This window comes from Streptomyces sp. NPDC089424 (assembly GCF_044749345.1).
GTDB lineage: Bacteria > Actinomycetota > Actinomycetes > Streptomycetales > Streptomycetaceae > Streptomyces.
Genome location: NZ_JBIVHU010000007.1, coordinates 162729 through 183149 on the forward strand (window position 1 = coordinate 162729; position 20421 = coordinate 183149).

Here is a 20421-nt window from a genome sequence, read left to right on the forward strand (position 1 = left end):
GCACTGAACAATACAGGTGCCTCCGCGATTACTTCAAACCGCTTGGGGACCGGGGCCCAAGTACGCCAGCAGGCCTCGCCGTCCGGAGCGCATCATCAGCCGGTGGTTGACACGGAACAAGGGGCGCCCCGGCACCGCGAGGCGGCGCAGCAGGGCTTTGTTCACGTCCACCACCTGGTCGTAGCGGGCGAGGCACCCGCTCCCCGCGGGCAGGACCGTCCAGCGGGCCCAGCCCTCGACGTCGCCGGTCATCGCGACCTCCAACACCCCGGCCCCGGGGTCCCGGCGCACCTCGCGCGCGGCGAAGGTCAGGTCGTAGGGAAGGAGCGACCGGATGCGGATCACACCGGTGGCGCCGTCGGTCCGCCGGACCTCGCGTACCTGCCGCCACCAGCGCGGGTAGTCCTCGGGCCGCTCCAGGACGGCGTACACGGCGGCCGGAGCGGCGGGCAGGTGCCACAGGCTTCGGAAGCGGTAGTGGGTCCAGTCCATGTGCCGAGTCTGCCCCCGCGGCCGGGCCGGACGCATGAATCGTTTCAGGAACGAGAGGGCCCGTATGCCCACGAGCGCGACGTGGCCGGGATGTGCGGACACCCGGAGTGACGAAGAGGGCGCGGCACGACAACGGCCCACCTGCCGTCCGGCAGATGGGCCGTGTCCCGGGTGGGCGATACTGGGTTCGAACCAGTGACCTCTTCGGTGTGAACGAAGCGCTCTCCCACTGAGCTAATCGCCCGGGCGCAGGAAGAAGATTACCCCATGTCAGGGGGTGCGGATGACCGCGCCGGACCGCCCTCGCGCCCCGCGCCGCGGATCACTGGTCCTTGATCTTCCACGGCATCATGAAGCCGAACTTCCAGACGTAGAACCCGGCGATCGCGGCCACGATCACGCAGCCGATCGACGTCAGGACGATGTTGCGCCGGCGCACCTTGGGGTCGAGCGCGCGCTGTGCGGCCTCGGTGACCTTGCGTTTCGTCCAGCGCAGCACCAGCTGGGCCCAGACGAACTCGGTCGCCCAGATCGCCATGCCGCCGAAGATGATCACCCAGCCCGGGCCCGGCAACGGCAGCAGGACGATGCCGGTGCCCACGACCGCGAGGCCGACGAGGAAGACCCCCACCTGCCAGCTCACGTGCAGCAGGCGCCGCGCCTTGACGAATTCCGGCGCACGCGAGCCCAAGGCGCGCTCGCCCGGCGCCTCACGCGTCCCCGAATCGTCCGTCGCCATGGCAACCTCGCCTGGCTTGCTACTCCCCGTATTCATACGGCCAAACCCTACCCGAACGTTTCCGGTCACCGGAATGGGCGTATCGGGCGAAGTCGTTCTCGGCCGGAAGAGTTACGTAAACACACGCAAAACCCTCAGAGGGGTTTACAACGGCACCGTAGGTGGCATGTCGATTTCGCCGACGTGCGAATCCCCGAGCGCACACTGAGCGAAAGGCCCTGGCGCTTATGAACACCACGGTCAGCTGCGAGCTGCACCTGCGCCTCGTTGTGTCGAGCGAGTCCTCCCTGCCTGTCCCCGCAGGCCTGCGGTACGACACGGCCGACCCCTACGCCGTGCACGCCACCTTCCACACCGGAGCCGAGGAGACCGTCGAGTGGGTGTTCGCCCGCGACCTCCTCGCCGAAGGGCTTCACCGGCCCACAGGAACCGGCGACGTCCGTGTCTGGCCGTCGCGCAGTCACGGTCAGGGCGTCGTCTGCATCGCCCTCAGCTCCCCTGAGGGGGAAGCTCTGCTCGAGGCCCCCGCGCGGGCCCTTGAGTCGTTCCTGAAGCGAACCGACGCCGCCGTGCCGCCCGGCACGGAGCACCGGCACTTCGATCTCGACCAGGAGCTCTCGCACATCCTGGCGGAGAGCTAGGGCGAGACCGCCACCAAGCCGCCCGGCCGTCCACTCGGGGAGACGGCTCGGGCCTGTCCGGCGGATCAGGCCGGAGCGAGCCGACGGCACTGATCCTCCACCGTGAAGCGTGCCAGGGCCCGTCCCGGCAGGATCCTCCGGGCAGGCCCCCACGCGCCAGGACAACCGCATACGGCACACACCGGCGCTGCCACCGCGCGATTCCGCGGGGGCGGCGCCGGTCCGCGTGCCCGCACGTCCCGCGTCCCGGGCCCTCGGGAACCGCGGAGCCTCCCCCCGCGTTCCAGGGACAGGGCGCCGGCCGGGTGCCGCCCGAGGCGGTGGGGCCGCGGCCCGGAGCCACTACCATCGGCCAGCATCGGCGGGCACCCGCCCGACCATCAGGCCAGGGAGCGAAACGTGCTGATCACCCACGACACCCGGTGCGCGCTCGACACCGTGGTCGATCTGGTGAACACCGCGCCGGAGGACGAGTCCGCGCCGGACGGGCTCGCGGACCTCGCGGCTCTCACCGATTTCGTGCGGAACCACGAGGTCAGCGACGTCGGCGTGCTCTCGGAGTTCGACCTCTCGGCGGTGCGCAAGATCCGTGGCCGGTTCGCCGGGATCTTCGCCGCCCCGGACCCCCGTGCCGCGGCCGGGATGATCAACGAGTTGATCGCCGCCGCCGGCACCACGCCCCGGCTCACGGACCACGACGGCTACGACTGGCATGTGCACTACTTCGCGCCCGGCGCCTCCGTCGCCGACCACCTGGCCGCCGACTGCGGGATGGCGCTCGCCTTCTTCGTGGTCGCGGGCGAGCAGGAGCGGCTGCGGCGCTGCGAGGCGCCCGACTGCCGGCGCGCCTTCGTCGACCTCTCACGCAACCGCTCGCGGCGTTACTGCGACAGCCGTACCTGCGGCAACCGTCTGCATGTGGCCGCCTACCGGGCGCGCCGCAAGGAGGCCACGGGCTGACGCCCGGGCGGGATGCCGACGCGGTTCCCGGCGGGTGACGCCGGGGACCGCGCGTACGGCTCACAGCAGGAACAGATCGTGCAACGCAGCCATGAGCAGCAGACACCCGATCACCGCAAGGAAGATCATCAGCGGTGGCTGGGATAGGGCGAAGAGGCACCCGCGCGGCTCGTCCTTCGGCGGCGCGGCATCGCTCTGTGTCGTGTCCAGCATCTCGCGGCGATGATGACGCAGGTGGCGGCCCGAACGCGATCAAGACGCACGAAGATGCGAGAGTTCGCCGAAATCCGTGATCACCTGCACGTCTGTGGCGCGAGCCGGACAGCTTCCGATCATCCTGGGGATTGGGTCGTTTCAGACGCTTGCGCCCGGATTCAGATGCCGTGCTTCTTGAGGATGGCCTCGATGTCGCTGAAGTCGTCCGTGGCCCCGCCACGGGGCGCGGCCTGCGGCTTGGTGCCGGGCCGGCCGGCCGGGCGGTCCGCCGGGCCGAGGGAGGGCGCCGAAGCCCGCGGGGCCACCGGGTCCTGCTGGGCCGCCCCGGCCACCGCACGCCCCTTGCTCTTGCGCCGCCGCTCCACCGCCCGCGTGGCCAGGAACAGCAGCCAGGCACCGCCGAGCACCCCGAAGCCCGCCCAGGCCACGGGGCTGAACGCGGTGTCCGCGGCCCACTCCACGGCACCGGTCATCACCAGGCCGAGCGGGACCAGCGCGTAGGCCGCGATGCGGGCGGCCGTGAGAAAGCGCCTGCGGAAGGCGGACACCGCCGCGATGCCCAGGCCGGCCGCGGCAACGGCGGAACACACGGTCTCGGCAATCATCCGGTCCTCCAGGCAGCCTCGGGCGGGCGGTGCGCGTCGCCTCCTCCATCGTGCACCCGCACAGCCGCGCCGGGCCATGCACCGCGAGGACATCAGGGACATCTCCGGGTCGGCTCCTCCGCAGGTGCAGGTGGGGCGTACGACTCCCGGAGCCGATTGGGACGGGCGCGCCGGTGCTGGGAGACTGACCGCATGAACGACTCCTCCCCCGACCGCCCCGCGCCCGTCCTCGACGTCTGGTGCGAACTGCAGTGCCCGGACTGCCGCGGCGCCCTGGACGATCTCCGCGCGCTGCGCGCCCGCTACGGCGACCGGCTCGAACTGCGGCTGCGGCACTTCCCGCTGGAGAAGCACAAGCACTCCTTCGCCGCCGCGCAGGCCGCCGAGGAGGCCGCCGAACAGGGGCAGGGGTGGCCCTACGTCGAGGCCGTGCTGGCGCGGGTCGAGGAGCTGGACCGCCAGGGAGAGCCCTTCCTGGTCGAGGCGGCCCGGGAACTCGGCCTGGACGCCGAGGAGTTCGACACCGCGCTGATCGACGGGCGGCACATCCTGATCGTCGACGCCGACCAGGCCGAGGGCAAGGCGATCGGCGTCACCGGCACGCCCACGTACGTCATCGACGGGGTCCTGCTGGACGGCGGCAAGAGCCAGGAGGGGCTGCGCGAGCGCGTCGAGGAGATCGCGGACCGGCTGCTCGCCGACCAGGACTGACGGCCGGGTGCTCCTGCCCCTCCCTCAGAGCAGGTTCTTGTAGAGGGTGTGCCGCGTCGTCGTGTAGCCGAGGGAGTCGTAGAGCCGCTCGGCGGGGGTGTTCCCGGCGAAGACGTTGAGGCCGAGGACGTGCCGGCCGGCCGCGATCGTCTGCCGTTCGGCCAGCAGCATGAGCGCACGGCCGTGCCCTCGTCCCCGATGTGCCGCGTCGGTCTCCACGTCGTACACGCAGGCCTTGTCCTCCTGGAGCGCCAGCCACAGGACACCCACCCGGGTGCCGTCCTGTTCCAGGACGCTGAACAGCATGTCCGGTGTGGCCGCCCCGTCCGGCAGGAGCCGCTCGTGGTCGCTCCGTGCCTTGGCGCGCGCCTCGGCCTCGGTGACCCCCCGCTCCTGCCAGGTGCGCGCGTACCGCTGCGCCTCGTGCTCCAGCCAGCGGGCGAAGTCGGTCTCGGTCATGGGCCGCGCGTGACTTCCGGCGGGCAGCTCGGGCGGCGTGTCGCCGAGGCGCTTCTCCATGCCGCGGTTGCGCGGGACGTACCCGAGCGCGGTCAGGAGCCGCAGTGCCGCCTCGGCCCCGCCCGGGGCGGACGCCTCGATCTGGCGGCAGCCCCAGCCACGCGCCACCTCCTCGGCGGCGAGGGCGGCCACGGTGCCGCGTCCGCGGCGGCGGTCGGGCTCGTCGATGCGCAGGTCGATGATCCGCGCCATCGAGTCGCCGAAGGCGGGGGACGTGCCGAGATGCACCGCGCCGACGGGACGGCTGTTCACGCACACCTGGTAGTGGCGGGAGCGCGTCCCGTCGGCCGCGCGCTGAAGCGGCTCGGTCGGCCGCAGGGTGGTGGTCATCAGGGGTGTTCTACCCGGTCCTGAGCCTCAGGTCCGCCCCATTTCCGCGGCTCTACGGATCGAGGTCGTCGCCCGCCCGCTCGTCGAAGATCCGCATGGCCTTCGCGGTCACCGGGCCCGGGGCGCCCGGCAGTTCGCGGCCGTCGACGCGGTGGACGGCCTGGACGTCCCGCAGGGTGGACGTCAGGAAGACCTCGTCGGCCCGCTCCAGCACGTCCAGCGGCAGGTCGGTCTCCCTGGCGCCGGTCCACTCGACGGTCAGCGCGCGGGTGATGCCGGCGAGACAGCCGGAGGCGAGCGGCGGCGTGTGGATCTCACCGTCGAGGACGACGAAGACGTTCGAGCCGGTGCCCTCGCAGAGCTGTCCGACGGTGTTGGCGAACAGCGCCTCGGAGGCGTCCTGTTCGTGCGCACGGGCGAGGGCGACGACGTTCTCGGCGTACGAGGTGGTCTTCAGGCCGGTGAGCGCGCCGCGCTCGTTGCGGGTGAAGGGGACCGTGATCACGGCGGTGGAGTCCGGGCGCCGCCGGGTCTCGCCGAGGGCGACGACCAGGGTCGGGCCGTGCTCGCCGCGGTCCGAGCCGAGCGGGCCGTGGCCGCCGGTGTAGGTGAGGCGCAGCCGGCCGAGCGGCATGGGGTTGGCTTCCAGGACGGCGGCGCAGGCGCGCCGCACCTCGTCGAGGTCGGGGTCCGGCAGGCCCAGCCCCCGGGCCGAGCGGGTCAGCCGGTCGAGGTGGCGGGTCAGGGCGAACGGCGTGCCGTCGACCGCCTTGACCGTCTCGAAGATGCCGTCGCCCACGGTCAACCCGTGGTCGAAGACGGAGACACGGGCGGACTCGGCCTCCTGGAGCCTGCCGTCGAGCCAGATCTTCACTGGTCCCCACCTCACATTTCCGTGCCGGGGACCTGACCGCGACCGGGGGTCCGGGGATCGCCCCCGGACGGACTCGGCACGCTCACGGTCCCTCTTCGCTCATCTCGTACGCCCCCGACGCTACCGCGAGCAGCCGGGACGCCTTCAGCTCGGTCTCCCGCCACTCGCCCTCGGGGTCCGAGCCCCAGGTGATCCCCGCGCCGGTCCCGAAACGCAGCACGCCCTCGGCCCGGTCGAACCAGAAGGTGCGGATGCCGACGGCCAGCTCACCGGTCCCCCGGTCGGCGTCGACCCAGCCGATGCCGCCGCAGTACGGTCCCCGGGGCGCGGTCTCCAGCGCGTCGATGATCCGCAGGGCGCTCGACTTGGGCGCGCCGGTGACCGATCCGGGCGGGAAGGCGGCGGCGAGCAGCTCCGGCCAGCCCGCCGCGTCGCGCAGTTCACCGCGCACGGTGGACACGAGGTGGACCAGCCCGGGGTGCTTCTCGACCGCGCACAGGTCGGGGACGGTCACCGTGCCGGACGCGCAGACGCGGCCGAGGTCGTTGCGGACCAGGTCCACGATCATCACGTTCTCGGCGTAGTCCTTCTCCAGCAGGTCCGCCTCGGTGCGGCCGGTGCCCTTGATCGGGCCCGACACGACGGAGCGCCCCTCGCGGCGCAGGAAGAGTTCGGGCGACGCGGTCGCGATCTCGACGCCCTGGGCGGGCAGGCGGATCGTTCCGGCATAGGGCGCCGGGTTGCCGCGGGCCAGCAGCGCGGTGAGGGCGTCGGGGTCGGCGTCCGGGGCGACGGGCGCCGACAGGACGCGGCAGAGGTTCGCCTGGTAGACCTCGCCGGCCGCGATGTGCTGCCGTATCCGGCGCACTCCCGCCGTGTACGAGGCGCGGTCGAGGGACGACGTCCAGTCGGCGACGGCCGGGCCGCGCCAGGCGCCCGGGACGGGCGCGGGCACCGGCTCCTCCCGCACCTCGGCGAAGCGCGCGCAGGTCAGACGGCCCTCGAAGTCGGCCGCCACGGCCCAGAAACCGGTGGAGTCGAGGGCGGCGGGGTCGCCGGTGACGTCGAGGAGACCGGTGGCGACGCGGTCGCCGAAGCGGGCGAGAGGTGGCAGGTGGAGCACGTTGTCGAGTCTATGGCGGGTGTCCCGCGGGTGGCCCGGGCGTGTCCTTCCAGGTGGTCCGACCGCGCGTGTGACCAGGCACAGCGCAGCACGCTGCACAAACGCGTTTTTGTGCTGGCCGAGGAATCCGCTAGAGTTCAACACGTCGCCGCGACGCGCAAGCCGACCGGAAAGACAGGCGAACGTAGCTCAGTTGGTAGAGCGCAACCTTGCCAAGGTTGAGGTCGCGAGTTCGAACCTCGTCGTTCGCTCGAAAGAGCAAGGGGATCCTCCCGGACCCCTGCACTCCTGGTGGAGTGGCCGAGAGGCGAGGCAACGGCCTGCAAAGCCGTCTACACGGGTTCAAATCCCGTCTCCACCTCCAAGGACGATTAGCTCAGCGGGAGAGCGCTTCCCTGACACGGAAGAGGTCACTGGTTCAATCCCAGTATCGTCCACTGGATCTTCTCGAAGGTCCGTACCCGCGCGATTAGCTCAGCGGGAGAGCGCTTCCCTGACACGGAAGAGGTCACTGGTTCAATCCCAGTATCGCGCACGCAGTGCCCACGATCGGCTCCTCGGAGTCACGACCGTGGCCCCGAGGACGATTAGCTCAGCGGGAGAGCGCTTCCCTGACACGGAAGAGGTCACTGGTTCAATCCCAGTATCGTCCACGGACCGAAGCCCCCGGCCGCCTCAGCGGCCGGGGGCTTCGTCGTGCTGCGTTCCGCTCAGCTGGAGAAGAGCATGCGGCCGAAGCTCTTGTTGCGGTGGTGGCCGTGGTGGCCTCCGTGGTGCCCACCGTGGGGAGCGCCCCAGGCGGGGGCGGCCGGGGCCGGGTAGGCCCCTCCGGCGGGCGGGGGCGGCGGGGCCGGCTGGGACCACTGGGACTCCAGACGGGTCAGGGCCTCCAGCTCGCCGTAGTCCAGGAAGATGCCGCGGCAGCCCGAGCACTGCTCGATCTGGACGCCGTTGCGGTTGTACGTGTGCATGGGCGCATGACACTTCGGACACTGCATCGTCGGTTCAACTCCTCGCCGGTTGGTCCTGCTTCGTGTTCCGCCAGGACAGACTCTGTCCGGCTGCGGTCGGTTGCACCCTACTTCGCGAGGTTGCGGGACAACTGGGCGGGGACCGAAGCCATTCGGGCACAGGCGTCCACGAGGGACCGCTCCACGTCGTCCAGGGGCCGCTGAGCCTCCATGGCCTTGGTCACCATCCGTGCGGCGGTCTGGACGGTGAGGGCGCGGGCCGGGACGTCCAGGGCGGCCCAGGGGTCCGCGTCCGGCCCGACGGCGGGACCGCCCGAGGCCTGGTAGGTGGTCAGGAAGCGGGTCCACTCGTCGGGCGGGAGCAGACCGCAGGCGTACCAGGCGGCCGGGCGGGCCAGGTCCCAGGCCGCGGGGCCCGTCCCGAGGTCGTCGACGTCTATCAGCAGCCAGGGCCCGTCCGGCGCGGGATGCCGGACGAGTTGGCCGAGGTGCAGGTCGCCGTGGCAGAGGGTGCCGGTGTCCGGAAGGGGGCTCTCGCCGCGCGCCCACGCGGGGAGGGTGGCCCAGGCCCGCAGCACGGCACGGGCGGCGGAGCCCTGCGCCGTCGCGCGGAGCCCGGCGATCGCCCGGGCCGCCTTCACGGGACCCCGCATCGCGGGCAGGGGGACGGGAGGCGGGGTGCGGTGGAGGCGGGCGAGCAGGGTGGCGGCGGCCTCCCAGGGGGCGGCGTCGGGGTCGTCGGGGTCGACCGGGCTGCCGTAGGGCCAGAAGGTCACCGGCCTGCCGTGCAGGGCGACCGGCGCCGGGACGAGGGGGGCGAGCAGTACGCCGGGGATCCGGGCGGCCGTGGTGAGGCGGGCGGCGAGTGCGGCGGGGTCGGTGCCCGGGGCGTGCGCCTTTGCCACGGTGCCGTCGTGCCGGACGACCGTGGCGTCGGCCCGGTCGGCGAGGGTGACCACCGTCCCGCAGGCGCAGGCCTCGGCGTGCGGGTGAGCCGCGGCCCTGGCCCGGGCGGCCAGGTCGGGCAGGAGGGAGGTGGTCACGGGCGGCTTTCCTCGGGATCGGGGCGGGTGCTGGGAGGGTACGTCGGCGGAGAGCGGGGGTGTGTCGGGGGGGGCAGGCCCCGGGAGTGCAGGGGATGCAGGGGGTGCTGGTGCCGGGTGCGGGCGCCGGGGGTGGTGCTGCCGGGGCAGCGCCGCCGGGGGACGGAACGGTGGCGCAAGGGCTGGAGCGATGGCGCAGGGCCCGGAGCTATGGCGCGTGGAGGTGGAGCGGTGGCGCATGTGCGTGGCGCTTGGAGGAGGAGACGTCGGCACCGCGCAGCGGACGGGTGGTGACGCGTCAGGGAGGCGGACGGTGACACGTCAGGCGGCGGGCAGGGGTGGGGAGTCGCCGGCCGGGTGAGGTGTGACGGGGTCGTCGGGGCCGGCGGCTCGCGGCGAAATGGCCGCCCGCGCAACGGTCCTGCGGTGGGCGGCATGGCCCGACCGCACCCCCTCGTACCGCCGGAGGGAAAAGCAATGCCGGCGCAGCTCCCCAGCTGCGCCGGCATTTGTGCCGTCCGCCGCACCCCCGTCCCCACGGGGTTATGGGTGGATGTCCCCGCCCGGACCGCTCTTCCGGGCCTGGGGTCGCCTCTCAGCGCCCCAGCATCACGCCCACGGACGACGCCTGTGTGGCCACTGTCTCCCAGCCGTCGAAGACGACGAGGAGCAGGACCGCCAGAGGAAGGGCCATGGCCGTTGCCACCAGGGGGTGGCGGCGGCCCGTGCGGCGCGGGCGGAACGCGGCGTGCGCCCTGCGTCCCTGCTCGCGGATCAGTGTCCGCGGTGCCGTGTAGGCCATGGTCCCTCTCCTGACCGTTCAGTTGTCGTTGACAGCGGCGAGTGCCTGACCTCGGGGGACGAGTGCTGCACCCGCCGCTTGACCTCCAATTTAGGTGCGCGGCGGTTGCCGGGCGTCATGCCTTCGTACCGATTGGCGGGCCTCCCGGAGGATGAGCCCTGGGACGGGGTGTACTCCCCTGGGTGGAGAAGAGGACCTAGGTCTCGGGGTCTTCCCGGAGGGGGCGCCCGGTGTGTCCGGTGTTTTCCGAGCTGTCCTCCCGGGGCACCGGCTGCTCGACCAGGGCCAGCACCCGGTTCGCCATGAACCGCGCCGTACGGACCACGACGCCGGTTCGCGTGACTTCGCTCACTTCGACGACACCTCGGCGTACCGCCGTCTCCACCCGGCGGCCCGCCCTGCTCGCCACCACCTCGTACGTTCGTGTCGTGTCCCCGGCGTCCACGACTATCTCCACACGGTCACCCTTCATGGACCCAATCCCCCTTCTGCGACAGGTGGTTGGAAGCATGGACGGCTCAAAGGCGCGTCGACGGCACGCTCCCTGACCACCCCTCAAGTCTCGCACCCGACACTGACAATCCGTCCGGCCGAGAGGGCGCGGCCTCTGCGCGCAGACGGCCACGGAAACGTAAGCTGTGCCACGTCACACGGACCGGGCAGCGGGGATGAACATGGCGATGATGCGCCTGAGGCGCGAGGACCCGCGCGTCGTCGGCTCGTTCAGGCTCCACCGACGCCTCGGCGCGGGCGGGATGGGCGTCGTCTACCTGGGCTCCGACAAGAAGGGCCAGCGGGTCGCCCTGAAGGTGATCCGGCCCGATCTGGCGGAGGATCAGGAGTTCCGTTCCCGCTTCGCCCGTGAGGTCTCCGCCGCGCGGCGGATCCGCGGCGGATGCACCGCGCGGCTGGTCGCGGCCGACCTGGAGGCGGAGCGTCCGTGGTTCGCCACGCAGTACGTACCGGGCCCCTCCCTGCACGACAAGGTCGCCGACGAGGGGGCGCTCGGCGCCGCCGACGTCGCCGCGGTCGGGGCGGCCCTGTCGGAGGGTCTGGTCGCGGTGCACGAGGCCGGGGTCGTCCACCGGGACCTGAAGCCGTCCAACATCCTCCTCTCCCCCAAGGGCCCCCGGATCATCGACTTCGGGATCGCCTGGGCCACCGGCGCCTCCACGCTCACCCACGTCGGCACGGCCGTCGGCTCGCCCGGCTTCCTCGCGCCCGAGCAGGTGCGCGGCGCCACCGTCACGCCCGCCACCGACGTGTTCTCGCTCGGCGCCACCCTGGCGTACGCCTCGACGGGAGACTCACCCTTCGGGCACGGCAGTTCCGAGGTGATGCTGTACCGCGTCGTCCACGAGGAGCCCCAGCTGCACGGCGTGCCGGACGCGCTCGCCCCCCTCGTGCGGGCCTGTCTGGCGAAGGACCCCGAGGAGCGGCCCAGCACCCTGGAGCTGTCGCTGCGGCTCAAGGAGATCGCCGCCCGCGAGGCGCAGGGCCTGATCGAGGGACGTCCGCCGGCGCCGCGCAGCGGCGAGGCGGACCGGCCCACCGGACGGCTCGCCGACACCTACCCGGACCGCGCGCCGCGCCGCCAGCAGCAGGGCGGGCCGGTGACTCCGGCACCCCGGGGCACGGGCGGTACGCGGGGCCCCGTGCCGGGGCGGGGCACGCCGCAGTCCCGCGGCGGCGCCCCCTCCCGCAACGGCGCTTCCCCGTCTCGCTCCGGAGCCCGGCCCACGCCCGCCTCGCGGAACACCCCGGCGCGCAACACCACCCGTTCCGGCAGCGGCAGTCGTACGGCACCGCGCGGCGGCGCCGGTCGTCCGGCGCGGCCCACCGGGACCGGGCGGCGGCCGGCCAATCCGCGGCTGCTGCGGCAGCGGCTGTTCGTGTTCGTGGTCGTCACGCTGCTCGTCGCGCTGGGCATCGGCATCGTGCAGGGGTGCCAGGCGTCGACGCGGGGGCTCGGCGACGAGCGGGGCGGCACGGGCCAGGAGCAGGTGCAGTCCGGTCACCTGTCGCCGGCGGGCGGGGCGGTGCTCGCCGGGCGTCACGAGCAGGCGTCCGAGGGGTCCCCGTAGGCGTGCCGCGCGTGCCGTGAGCCCGCCGCCGCCCCGCAGGGAGGGGGCCCGCTACTGCGGGGGGCGGCCCGTCGCGACCGCGTAGAACGCGACGGCGGCGGCCGCGCCCACGTTGAGGGAGTCGACCCCGTGGGACATCGGGATGCGCACCCACTCGTCGGCGGCCACCAGGGCCTGGGTGGACAGGCCGTCGCCCTCCGCGCCCAGCATCAGGGCGACGCGGTCCATCCGGTGCGGGGCGGCCTCGTCGAGCGCCCTGGCCTTCTCGTCGGGGGTCAGGGCGAGCAGCGAGAAGCCCGCCTCGCGGACCGACTCCAGGCTCTTGGGCCAGCTGTCCAGCCTGGCGTACGGCACGGAGAAGACGGCGCCCATGGAGACCTTGACGCTACGGCGGTACAGGGGGTCGGCGCAGTCCGGCGACAACAGGACCGCGTCCATCCCGAGCGCGGCGGCCGAGCGGAAGATGGCACCGATGTTGGTGTGGTCGTTGACCGACTCCATGACGACGACCCGGCGGGCGGACCGGAGCAGTTCGGCGGCCGTGGGCAAGGGCTTGCGCTGCATCGAGGCGAGGGCGCCGCGGTGCACGTGGTAGCCGGTGACGCGTTCGGCGAGTTCCGGGCTGACCGCGTAGACGGGGGCGGGGAGTTCGTCGATGACGTCGCGCATGACGTCGACCCACTTGGCGGACAGCAGCATCGAGCGCATCTCGTAGCCCGCGTCCTTCGCGCGGCGGATGACCTTCTCGCCCTCGGCGATGAAGAGGCCTTCGGCGGGTTCGCGCTTGCGGCGCAGTTCGACGTCGGTCAGGCCCGTGTAGTCGCGCAGGCGCGGGTCGTCGGGGTCCTCGACGGTGATGAGATCGGCCACAGAGTGATACTGCCTTGTCGTGCGTACGGTGCCAACGGCTCGGAACGGGTTGGGTTACCCGGGGTTACGCGGGGGTCCGCGGGCCGACGCCGACGACCTCGCCGACGACGATCACGGCCGGCGGCCTGACCTCCTGCTCACGCACGGCCTCGGCGACGGTCGCGAGCGTCGCGTCGACGCGGCGCTGGGCGGCCGTCGTGCCTTCCTGGACCAGGGCGACGGGGGTGCCGGCCGGCTTGCCGTGCGCCATGAGGGTCTCGGCGATGCTGCCGATCTTGTCGACGCCCATCAGGATCACCAGCGTGCCGGTGAGCTTGGCGAGGGACGCCCAGTCGACCAGGGAGCGCGCGTCGTCAGGGGCGACATGACCACTGACCACGGTGAACTCGTGTGCGACCCCCCGGTGGGTGACCGGGATGCCGGCCGCGCCGGGGACCGAGATGGAGCTGGAGATGCCGGGGACGACCGTGCACGGGATGCCGGCCTCGGCGAGCGCCTGGGCCTCTTCCATGCCCCGGCCGAAGACGAACGGGTCGCCGCCCTTGAGGCGTACGACGGACTTGCCCTGCTTGGCGTGCTCGATCAGGGCGTTGTTGATGGCCTCCTGGGCCATGTAGCGGCCGTAGGGGATCTTCGCCGCGTCGATCACCTCGACGTGCGGGGGCAGTTCGGCGAGGAGGTCGCGGGGGCCGAGGCGGTCGGCGATGACGACGTCGGCCTCGGCGAGCAGGCGGCGGCCGCGCACGGTGATCAGGTCCGGGTCTCCCGGGCCGCCGCCGACCAGGGCGACCCCGGCGGTGCGGGTGCGGTGGTGCGGGGCGACGAGAGTGCCGTCGCGCAGGCCCTCGACGACCGCGTCGCGGATGGCTGCGGTGTGCCGGGGGTCGCGTGACCTGGTGTCCGTGGTGAGGACGGCGACGGTGACGCCTTCGCTGTGGCCGGTGGCCGGGGTCCAGGCGGTGGCGGCGTCTGCGTCGTCGGAGCGAACGCACCAGACGCGGTGGCGTTCGGCCTCGGCCGAGGCGTGGGTGTTCGCCTCGTGGTCGCTGGTGGCGATCAGGGCGTACCAGGCGTCGGCCAGGTCCCCCTCGGCGTAGGGCCGCCGCTCCCAGGTGATCTCGCCCGTGTCCGCCATGGCCTCGACCGAGGGCGTCGCGGCCGGGGAGACGAGGAGGACGTCCGCGCCTGCCGCGATCAGGGCGGGCAGGCGGCGCTGGGCGACCTGGCCGCCACCGAGGACGACCACACGGCGGCCGGCGAGGCGGAGGCCTACGGGGTAGGCGGGGTGTTCGGCCATGAGGGTACGGCTCCTCGTGCGGGCGTGCGATGGGCGCTACGGCTCCGGAGCTGCCCTGACGTGCGGATTTTAGAGTGCGTTCAGCGTACGACGGGGGCCGGGTGGGGGCTACGGTGCGCCCACCCGGCTCTTCCTGCCCAGGGTGCCTACTTCTCGGTCACACCCGCCGAGTCGAACGTCGCCACCTCGTGCATCGCCCTGGCGGTGCTCTGGACCAGCGGCAGGGCCAGCAGCGCGCCCGTGCCCTCGCCGAGACGGAGGTCGAGGTCGACCAGGGGACGCAGGCCCAGCTTGTTCAGCGCGGCCACATGGCCGGGCTCGGCGCTGCGGTGGCCGGCGATGCAGGCCGCGAGGACCTCCGGGGCGATGGCGCGGGCGACCAGGGCCGCGGCGCCGGCGCTGACGCCGTCCAGGATCACCGGCGTCCGCAGGGACGCGCCGCCGAGGAGGAGGCCGACGATGGCGGCGTGTTCGAGGCCGCCGATCGCCGCGAGGACGCCGATGGGGTCGGCCGGGTCCGGCTGGTGCAGTTCGATGGCGCGGCGGACGACCTCGGTCTTGCGGGCCAGGGTCTCGTCGTTGATGCCGGTGCCCCGGCCGGTGACCTCCGCCGGGTCCGCGCCCGTGAAGACGGAGATCAGGGCGGCGGACGCGGTGGTGTTGGCGATGCCCATCTCACCGGTGAGCAGGGCCTTGTTGCCCGCCGCCACCAGGTCGCGGGCCGTCTCGATACCCACCTCGATGGCCTGCCTGGCCTCCTCGCGGGTCATCGCGGGGCCGGTGGTCAGGTCGCCGGTGCCCGGGCGGATCTTGCGCGGCAGCAGGCCCGGCGTGGACGGGAGCTCCGCGGCGACACCCACGTCCACGATGCAGACCTCGGCGCCCACCTGGCTCGCGAACGCGTTGCAGACCGCTCCCCCGCCGAGGAAGTTGGCCACCATCTGGGCGGTGACCTCCTGCGGCCAGGGGGTCACGCCCTGGGCGTGCACACCGTGGTCGCCCGCGAAGATCGCGACGGCCGCGGGCTCCGGGATGGGCGGCGGGCACTGCCGGGACAGGCCGGACAGCTGGGCGGAGATGATCTCCAGCATGCCGAGCGCCCCGGCCGGCTTGGTCATCCGCTTCTGCCGCTCCCACGCCTCGCCGAGGGCCTTGGCGTCCAGCGGCCGGATCTGGGCGACGGTCTCGGCGAGCAGGTCGTGCGGCTCCTCGCCCGGCAGGGCCCGGCGGCCGTACGTCTCCTCGTGGACGACCCAGGACAGCGGGCGGCGCTTGGACCAGCCCGCCTGCATCAGCTCGGGCTCCTCCGGGAACTCGTCGACGTACCCGACGCAGAGGTAGGCGACGACCTCCAGGTGCTCGGGCAGGCCCAGCGTCCGGACCATCTCGCGCTCGTCGAAGAAGCTGACCCAGCCGACACCGAGGCCCTCGGCGCGGGCGGCCAGCCAGAGGTTCTCGACCGCGAGCGCGGAGGAGTACGGGGCCATCTGCGGCTGGGTGTGGCGGCCGAGGGTGTGCCGGCCGCCGCGGGTCGGGTCGGCGGTGACGACGATGTTCACCGGGGTGTCGAGGATGGCCTCGATCTTCAGTTCCTTGAACTGCTTCGCCCTGCCCTTCGGGAGGGACTTGGCGTAGGCCTCGCGCTGGCGCATGGCCAGTTCGTGCATCGTGCGCCGGGTCTCGGCGGACCGGATGACGACGAAGTCCCAGGGCTGGGAGTGTCCGACCGAGGGCGCGGTGTGGGCGGCCTCCAGGACGCGCAGCAGCACCTCGTGCGGGATGGGATCGGAGCGGAACCCGTTGCGGATGTCGCGCCGTTCGCGCATGACCTTCAGGACGGCCTCGCGCTCGGCGTCGTCGTAGGCGGGCGCGGCGGGGCCGCTGGGCTGCTGTGCTTCTGCCACGAGGGCCGTGCTCATTTCGTGCGGGTCGTGCGGGTCGTTCGGGCCCTGCGGGCCCTGCGGGTGCAGGGGGGCGAGCAGTTCCCGCTGGTCCTCCTGGTCGGCCGCCCGGGTGTCCAGGTCGTCCGCGCTCTGCACCAGTTGTACGGGGTCGGGGCCCGGGGCTGGGTCGGCCTCGCGGGGCCCGGGGACCATGACCAGGCCCTCCGGCTGAGCGGCGGACTCCGGCTGTACGGCGGGCTCCGGCTGAGCGGCGGGCTCCGGCGCCTGCTCCTGGGCGGGGAGGACGATGGGGTGCGGCGGGGTGGGCGCGAGGTGCGGGGTCGTCGGCACGGTGCCCTCGACCGGGACGAACTGACCGAGCGAGTGATCGGGCCGCTGCTGCTCGGGGACGGCGCCGGGCGCGATGTCCTGCGGCGGCGCGAGCGGCGTGCCGGGGTCGGCCTCGGAGGCGGCGCCCTCCGGGTACGGGACAGGCTGGGCCTCCGCCGCCTCGTCCGCGGCGACGGGCTGCTCCACGGAGGCGAGGGCGGCGGCCGGTACGACCGGCTCGGCGACGGCCTGCGGCTCCGGGGCCTGGGCCAGGTCGGGCGCCAAGGGACCCGCCTCGGGCGCGGGCACGGTCCCGGTCGTCCCCGCGTCCTGGGCCTGCGCCACCACGTGCTCCGGCTGTCCCACGGACTCCGGGGCGGGCGCGGGCGGGGCGGCCGGGGCTTCCTCGGCGGCGTCGGCGAACGGCTGCTGCGGGGCTTCGGGAAGCTGCTCGGGCTCGGGAGCGGACAAGGGCTCGGCGAGCGGCGCAGCCTCCTCCGCGACCGGGGCGCTCGGCGGCTCGCCGGCGTCCGGGACGAACGGCTGCTCTTCGGGGCCGGCGCCCTGCTGCGCCGGAACGGCCGCCTCCGTGCCCGCGTCGGGGCCGAGGGCCGGTGCGACGACGTCCTCCGCCTCGGCGGTGGCGGGCTCGCCGTGAACCGGCGTGCCGGGCGCGCCCGTCTCCGCGGCGATGCGCGCCATCGCGGCCTGCGCCGCCCCGAGGGGCTCGGACGCGGCATGCACCGGCGCCTCGGCGGGCGCGGAAGCCTCCGCCTGGGCAGGCGCGGGTGTGTTGCCCGGCGCGTGCGCCTCGCCGTGCGGGTGGGCGCCGGCCGTCGACTGCGCGTGTGCCACGGCCTGCGCGTACACCTCGGCCTGCTGCAGCTCGCTCGGGGCCTGCGGTTCGCCCTGGTCCTGCGGCTCGGTCAGGACCGGCGTCTGTGCCAGCGGCTCACCCACGGCCTGGGCGTGCGCGTGCTCGTACACGTGCCCCGCCGGGACGGCGACCGGAACAACCGTTTCCGCAGGGGCGCCCTCCGCGCCCACCGGCGGCTGCGGCGCGGCGTGCCGGGCGGCGTCCTCCCAGGGCGTGGCGGTCTGCGACACCGCGCCCTGGCGCGGCGTCTCCCGCACGGGCGGGACGTCCAGGTACTCGGGTCCGATGGTGGGCGGCCCCATCTGCCGGACCGGCGCGCCGGCCGGGCCGCGGTCGGCGAGGGAGCGGACCGGGCTCGCGGAGGCGTCGGGGATGGGCGGGCCCAGGTGCAGCGGACGGCGCGGTGCGGGGGTGGGCGCCGGTGCCTGTGCGGCGGGCGCAGGGCCCGGCAGGCGTACACCGTTCAGGTCGACCGAGCCGCTGTCACGGCCGGACATCTCGTGCGCGCCGGGTTCGTGGACGGCCTCGACCACCGGCTCGGGCGCGGGCGGGGCCACCTCGTTCCCCCAGGCCCCCTGCGCGCCCGGCAGCAGCAGGTCCTCCTCCTCGGCGGATGCCTCGGAGACGTAGGCGTACGCGCCGGGAACGGAGACGCCCGGCTGCTGCGCCGGGCCTGCGTTCTCCGGCAGCCCCTCGCCCGGGACCTGGCCGGTGTCGGTCATGCGTAACCCCTCGCCCATCGGTTGATGCTCCTACGTCCAGCTCACCCGGAACGGCGCACCGACCGCCCCGCCGTGAAGAACGAGCGCGCGTGCCCAGCGGCACGAACGACCCGCCGGAAAAGGCGACAAAGCCATTCAGTGGCATTGTCGCGGCCGTTCCACCGCCGCGTCAGCCTCATTCGCGACGGCCCGCTGTGGACTGCGCCACGTTGCGCGTCCTCGGGTTCTGCCGTACCACACCCACCCCAAAACGAGCATGTTTTCCGGACATTGACCGACGAAGCGCCGGGCGTCCGAGTGCGGTACAACGATCGGCCAGCCTACCGCGCGCAGTACGACAAACGGATCACGGGGCGCGATCCGGCAGAACTCCGGTGAGCAGGAACGCGACGCTCCGCTCCTTCTCCGTCCAGGACCGGGTGTCGAGTTCCACCGACTGCAGGAGGGCGCACTCGACCTCGTAGCCGTGCTCGGCGAGGTCACGGCCGATGATCTCGGCCGCGTCACGCGTGGCGGCGTGGGTGACGATGCGCTGGGGGCGCCGGTCGGCGACCGCGGAGACCACGGCCGCTCCCCCGCCGCCGACCCGCACGACGTCGGGTTCGGGCAGGTTCTCCAGGACGTGCGGGGCGGTGCCGTGGACGATCTGGAGCTGGACCGCGAAACGGCGCGCGGCGGCGTCGGTGCGGCCGCAGGCCCCGCGGTCCCGGTCGACGGCGATGACCGCGGCGCCGGCGCGGGCGGCCTCGGTGGCGAAGGCGCCGCTGCCGCAGCCGATGTCCCACACGAGGTCGCCGACGCGAGGTCCGAGGCGGGCTAGTTGGGCCGCGCGCAGCGGTTCGCTCTCGCCCTCCCCGAGGGCACCGTCGTACGCCTCGGGCGGCAGCGTCCAGCCACGGGGGCCCGCGCCGGGCTCACGGCCGGCGATCCAGCCGCCGCCCTCCTGGGCCGCGGCGGGGCCGCCGATGACGATGACGACGTTGGGGTCGCGCCAGGTGTGGTCGGCGGCCTTGTCGGAGGTGACGACGGTGACCTGCTCGCGGGCGGTGCCCAGTTCCTCGCAGATGACGAACGTGCGGTGGATGCCGTCGAGGAGCAGACCGAGCTCGGCGGGACCGGCGCCTGGTGAGGTGAGGACCGCGACCTTGGGGTGGGCGCGGCACACGTTCACCGCGCGTCGCAGGGTGCGGGGGTGGGCGACGACCACCTGGGCATCGTCCCAGGGCATGCCCGCGCGGGCGAAGGCGGCGGCCACGGAGGAGACCGCGGGGACGACCTCGACCTCCAGGCCGAACTCGGGGGCCCGCAGCGTACGGACGACTCCGAAGAAGCCGGGGTCGCCGTCGGCGATGACCACGGCGGTGCCGCGATGGGCGGCGATCCGGCGGGCGGCGAGGGCGACGCTGCCGAGCCTGATGCGCTCGGCTCCTGGCGGCACCTCGGGCAACGCCAGGTGGTGTCCGGCACCTGCCACGAGGGTGGCGGCGCCCAGGGCTCCGCGTGCCGCGGCGGTCAGTGGAGAGCCGTCCCAGCCGATCACCGTGACCCGGTCGGCCATCGTCGTCAGTCTCCTGGAGTTTCGCGCAGGTCGTCGGGGGCAGCCCGCGGGCGGGCTCCGTGAGAGTACCTGGTGACGTCCGGGGGCGCTCGGGCGCCTTCCCCGCGCGCTCGGTTCCCGGCTCAGTTCCAGTCGGAGTAGGACGTGAATCCGCCGGTGTCCGCCAGCTGCTCGCCCGCCCCCTCAAGGTCCTCGGGCAGCAGGCTCCAGACGATGTAGTCGGTGCGTACTTCGGTCCAGCCGCCGTCGTCGGTGCGGGTGCGCGCTATGCAGGCGCCGCGCAGGACGCCCTCGCTGATGCAGCCGATCTTCTGGGCTACCTGCTGGGAGGCGGTGTTGTCGGCCGCCGTGCGCAGCTCGATGCGCTCGAACTTCTGGTCGTGGAAGAGCCACCCGGCGGTGGCGAGCGCCGCCTCGGAGGCGTAGCCCTCGCCGCGGGCCCAGGGCGCGACGACGTACGACAGCTCGGTGGAGCGCACGTGCCAGTTGGTGCGGGTCAGCTGGATCAGGCCGACCAGGCGCTGGGTGAGGAACTCGGTGACGGCGAGGGCGACGCCGCGTCCGCGGGCCCGCTCGGCGGGGGCCTGCTGGGTGATCCAGGCGCGCGCGCCGTCCTCGGTGAAGGGCAGCCGCACATCGGTCCAGGCGAGCACCTGCTCGTCGTTCATCATCTCGGCGAGGGCGGGTACGTCGTCCTCGTCGAGCGGACGCAGCACCAACCGCTCCGTGCTGATGGAGATGCTGGGGAAGGTGCTCGTCATGACGTCGCTCCAT

The 20421-nt window shown here is 73.5% G+C and carries 20 protein-coding genes and 6 tRNA genes; 9 read left to right on the forward strand and 17 right to left on the reverse strand.

What is annotated here, in order from left to right; genetic code table 11:
- Positions 1-33 precede the first annotated feature (33 nt).
- The 3 genes from ACIP2X_RS27745 to ACIP2X_RS27755 form a co-directional block, all read right to left on the reverse strand.
- On the reverse strand, positions 34-492 hold the full coding sequence (locus tag ACIP2X_RS27745) for an SRPBCC family protein (RefSeq protein WP_401677545.1): 459 nt from the start codon (positions 490-492) through the stop codon (positions 34-36).
- Positions 493-664: 172 nt separating this feature from the next.
- Positions 665-736, reverse strand: a tRNA-Val gene (locus ACIP2X_RS27750).
- A gap of 78 nt (positions 737-814) precedes the next feature.
- Positions 815-1267, reverse strand: a complete 453-nt coding sequence (locus ACIP2X_RS27755) for a TIGR02611 family protein (protein ID WP_401677548.1) — start codon at positions 1265-1267, stop codon at positions 815-817.
- Positions 1268-1458: 191 nt separating this feature from the next.
- On the opposite strand from ACIP2X_RS27755, the gene ACIP2X_RS27760 reads away from it, so the two are divergent.
- Positions 1459-1872, forward strand: a complete 414-nt coding sequence (locus ACIP2X_RS27760; RefSeq protein ID WP_004002642.1) for an SsgA family sporulation/cell division regulator — start codon at positions 1459-1461, stop codon at positions 1870-1872.
- 399 nt (positions 1873-2271) lie between these two features.
- Positions 2272-2832: a CGNR zinc finger domain-containing protein gene (locus ACIP2X_RS27765; protein ID WP_401677551.1), complete on the forward strand. Its 561-nt coding sequence runs from the start codon at positions 2272-2274 to the stop codon at positions 2830-2832.
- A 60-nt stretch (positions 2833-2892) separates the two neighbouring features.
- Here ACIP2X_RS27765 and ACIP2X_RS27770 read toward each other — a convergent pair whose 3' ends face one another.
- Positions 2893-3045: a hypothetical protein gene (locus ACIP2X_RS27770; protein ID WP_189699665.1), complete on the reverse strand. Its 153-nt coding sequence runs from the start codon at positions 3043-3045 to the stop codon at positions 2893-2895.
- 161 nt (positions 3046-3206) lie between these two features.
- Positions 3207-3653, reverse strand: coding sequence for a hypothetical protein (locus ACIP2X_RS27775; RefSeq protein ID WP_401677554.1), 447 nt, complete (start codon positions 3651-3653; stop codon positions 3207-3209).
- 192 nt (positions 3654-3845) lie between these two features.
- Here ACIP2X_RS27775 and ACIP2X_RS27780 point away from each other — a divergent pair, with 192 nt between their 5' ends.
- The gene (locus tag ACIP2X_RS27780; protein WP_401677557.1) at positions 3846-4364 is read left to right on the forward strand and encodes a DsbA family protein; all 519 of its coding nucleotides are present in this window, start codon (positions 3846-3848) and stop codon (positions 4362-4364) included.
- Between the two features lie 24 nt (positions 4365-4388).
- On the opposite strand, the gene ACIP2X_RS27785 is transcribed toward ACIP2X_RS27780, so the two are convergent.
- The 3 genes from ACIP2X_RS27785 to ACIP2X_RS27795 all read right to left on the reverse strand — a co-directional run bounded on the left by ACIP2X_RS27785 (position 4389) and on the right by ACIP2X_RS27795 (position 7210).
- A complete protein-coding gene (locus ACIP2X_RS27785; protein WP_401677560.1) occupies positions 4389-5213 on the reverse strand; it encodes a GNAT family N-acetyltransferase in 825 nt (274 codons plus the stop codon).
- A gap of 52 nt (positions 5214-5265) precedes the next feature.
- On the reverse strand, positions 5266-6087 hold the full coding sequence (locus tag ACIP2X_RS27790; protein ID WP_401677563.1) for an aminotransferase class IV: 822 nt from the start codon (positions 6085-6087) through the stop codon (positions 5266-5268).
- A gap of 82 nt (positions 6088-6169) precedes the next feature.
- Positions 6170-7210 (reverse strand): chorismate-binding protein, encoded by a 1041-nt coding sequence (locus ACIP2X_RS27795; RefSeq protein ID WP_401677565.1) that lies wholly within the window; start codon positions 7208-7210, stop codon positions 6170-6172.
- 178 nt (positions 7211-7388) lie between these two features.
- Between ACIP2X_RS27795 and ACIP2X_RS27800 the strand changes: the two genes are divergently transcribed.
- From ACIP2X_RS27800 to ACIP2X_RS27820, 5 genes are all read left to right on the forward strand, one after another.
- Positions 7389-7461, forward strand: a tRNA-Gly gene (locus ACIP2X_RS27800).
- A gap of 39 nt (positions 7462-7500) precedes the next feature.
- Positions 7501-7574, forward strand: a tRNA-Cys gene (locus ACIP2X_RS27805).
- A 1-nt stretch (position 7575) separates the two neighbouring features.
- Positions 7576-7647: transfer RNA gene (locus ACIP2X_RS27810), tRNA-Val, on the forward strand.
- Positions 7648-7673: 26 nt separating this feature from the next.
- Positions 7674-7745: transfer RNA gene (locus ACIP2X_RS27815), tRNA-Val, on the forward strand.
- Between the two features lie 46 nt (positions 7746-7791).
- A tRNA-Val gene (locus ACIP2X_RS27820) sits at positions 7792-7863 on the forward strand.
- Positions 7864-7920: 57 nt separating this feature from the next.
- Here the strand turns inward: ACIP2X_RS27820 and ACIP2X_RS27825 are convergent.
- The 4 genes from ACIP2X_RS27825 to ACIP2X_RS27840 form a co-directional block, all read right to left on the reverse strand.
- A complete protein-coding gene (locus ACIP2X_RS27825; RefSeq protein WP_401677568.1) occupies positions 7921-8208 on the reverse strand; it encodes a zf-TFIIB domain-containing protein in 288 nt (95 codons plus the stop codon).
- An 80-nt stretch (positions 8209-8288) separates the two neighbouring features.
- Positions 8289-9224 carry a phosphotransferase family protein gene (locus tag ACIP2X_RS27830; protein WP_401677571.1) on the reverse strand — a complete coding sequence of 312 codons (936 nt, stop codon included), beginning with the start codon at positions 9222-9224 and terminating at the stop codon, positions 8289-8291.
- Positions 9225-9819: 595 nt separating this feature from the next.
- Entirely contained in the window at positions 9820-10026 is a 207-nt protein-coding gene (locus ACIP2X_RS27835; RefSeq protein WP_189699657.1) for a hypothetical protein, read from the reverse strand.
- 196 nt (positions 10027-10222) lie between these two features.
- Positions 10223-10498: a hypothetical protein gene (locus tag ACIP2X_RS27840; RefSeq protein WP_385385564.1), complete on the reverse strand. Its 276-nt coding sequence runs from the start codon at positions 10496-10498 to the stop codon at positions 10223-10225.
- Between the two features lie 196 nt (positions 10499-10694).
- Between ACIP2X_RS27840 and ACIP2X_RS27845 the strand changes: the two genes are divergently transcribed.
- A complete protein-coding gene (locus tag ACIP2X_RS27845) occupies positions 10695-12110 on the forward strand; it encodes a protein kinase (RefSeq protein WP_401678298.1) in 1416 nt (471 codons plus the stop codon).
- A 51-nt stretch (positions 12111-12161) separates the two neighbouring features.
- Here the strand turns inward: ACIP2X_RS27845 and ACIP2X_RS27850 are convergent, their stop codons facing one another.
- The 5 genes from ACIP2X_RS27850 to ACIP2X_RS27870 form a co-directional block, all read right to left on the reverse strand.
- Positions 12162-12980, reverse strand: coding sequence for a TrmH family RNA methyltransferase (locus ACIP2X_RS27850; RefSeq protein ID WP_401677575.1), 819 nt, complete (start codon positions 12978-12980; stop codon positions 12162-12164).
- 64 nt (positions 12981-13044) lie between these two features.
- Complete coding sequence (gene cobA / locus ACIP2X_RS27855; RefSeq protein WP_401677578.1) at positions 13045-14277, reverse strand: uroporphyrinogen-III C-methyltransferase; 1233 nt, start codon at positions 14275-14277, stop codon at positions 13045-13047.
- A gap of 146 nt (positions 14278-14423) precedes the next feature.
- The gene (cobT, locus tag ACIP2X_RS27860) at positions 14424-18089 is read right to left on the reverse strand and encodes a nicotinate-nucleotide--dimethylbenzimidazole phosphoribosyltransferase (protein ID WP_401677581.1); all 3666 of its coding nucleotides are present in this window, start codon (positions 18087-18089) and stop codon (positions 14424-14426) included.
- 346 nt (positions 18090-18435) lie between these two features.
- Positions 18436-19647 (reverse strand): precorrin-6y C5,15-methyltransferase (decarboxylating) subunit CbiE, encoded by a 1212-nt coding sequence (gene cbiE, locus ACIP2X_RS27865; protein WP_401677584.1) that lies wholly within the window; start codon positions 19645-19647, stop codon positions 18436-18438.
- Positions 19648-19769: 122 nt separating this feature from the next.
- Positions 19770-20408 carry a GNAT family N-acetyltransferase gene (locus tag ACIP2X_RS27870; RefSeq protein WP_401677587.1) on the reverse strand — a complete coding sequence of 213 codons (639 nt, stop codon included), beginning with the start codon at positions 20406-20408 and terminating at the stop codon, positions 19770-19772.
- Between the last annotated feature and the right edge of the window lie 13 nt (positions 20409-20421).

What these genes read in the sequence shown, in the direction of transcription:
- ACIP2X_RS27745 (WP_401677545.1), bottom strand. Translation starts at nt 492, where the DNA reads ATGGACTGGACCCACTACCGCTTCCGAAGCCTGTGGCACCTGCCCGCC.
- ACIP2X_RS27755 (WP_401677548.1), bottom strand. Translation starts at nt 1,267, where the DNA reads ATGAATACGGGGAGTAGCAAGCCAGGCGAGGTTGCCATGGCGACGGAC.
- ACIP2X_RS27760 (WP_004002642.1), top strand. Translation starts at nt 1,459, where the DNA reads ATGAACACCACGGTCAGCTGCGAGCTGCACCTGCGCCTCGTTGTGTCG.
- ACIP2X_RS27770 (WP_189699665.1), bottom strand. Translation starts at nt 3,045, where the DNA reads ATGCTGGACACGACACAGAGCGATGCCGCGCCGCCGAAGGACGAGCCG.
- ACIP2X_RS27775 (WP_401677554.1), bottom strand. Translation starts at nt 3,653, where the DNA reads ATGATTGCCGAGACCGTGTGTTCCGCCGTTGCCGCGGCCGGCCTGGGC.
- ACIP2X_RS27780 (WP_401677557.1), top strand. Translation starts at nt 3,846, where the DNA reads ATGAACGACTCCTCCCCCGACCGCCCCGCGCCCGTCCTCGACGTCTGG.
- ACIP2X_RS27785 (WP_401677560.1), bottom strand. Translation starts at nt 5,213, where the DNA reads ATGACCACCACCCTGCGGCCGACCGAGCCGCTTCAGCGCGCGGCCGAC.
- ACIP2X_RS27825 (WP_401677568.1), bottom strand. Translation starts at nt 8,208, where the DNA reads ATGCAGTGTCCGAAGTGTCATGCGCCCATGCACACGTACAACCGCAAC.
- ACIP2X_RS27835 (WP_189699657.1), bottom strand. Translation starts at nt 10,026, where the DNA reads ATGGCCTACACGGCACCGCGGACACTGATCCGCGAGCAGGGACGCAGG.
- ACIP2X_RS27840 (WP_385385564.1), bottom strand. Translation starts at nt 10,498, where the DNA reads ATGAAGGGTGACCGTGTGGAGATAGTCGTGGACGCCGGGGACACGACA.
- ACIP2X_RS27845 (WP_401678298.1), top strand. Translation starts at nt 10,695, where the DNA reads ATGAACATGGCGATGATGCGCCTGAGGCGCGAGGACCCGCGCGTCGTC.
- cobA (WP_401677578.1), bottom strand. Translation starts at nt 14,277, where the DNA reads ATGGCCGAACACCCCGCCTACCCCGTAGGCCTCCGCCTCGCCGGCCGC.
- cobT (WP_401677581.1), bottom strand. Translation starts at nt 18,089, where the DNA reads ATGACCGACACCGGCCAGGTCCCGGGCGAGGGGCTGCCGGAGAACGCA.
- cbiE (WP_401677584.1), bottom strand. Translation starts at nt 19,647, where the DNA reads ATGGCCGACCGGGTCACGGTGATCGGCTGGGACGGCTCTCCACTGACC.
- ACIP2X_RS27870 (WP_401677587.1), bottom strand. Translation starts at nt 20,408, where the DNA reads ATGACGAGCACCTTCCCCAGCATCTCCATCAGCACGGAGCGGTTGGTG.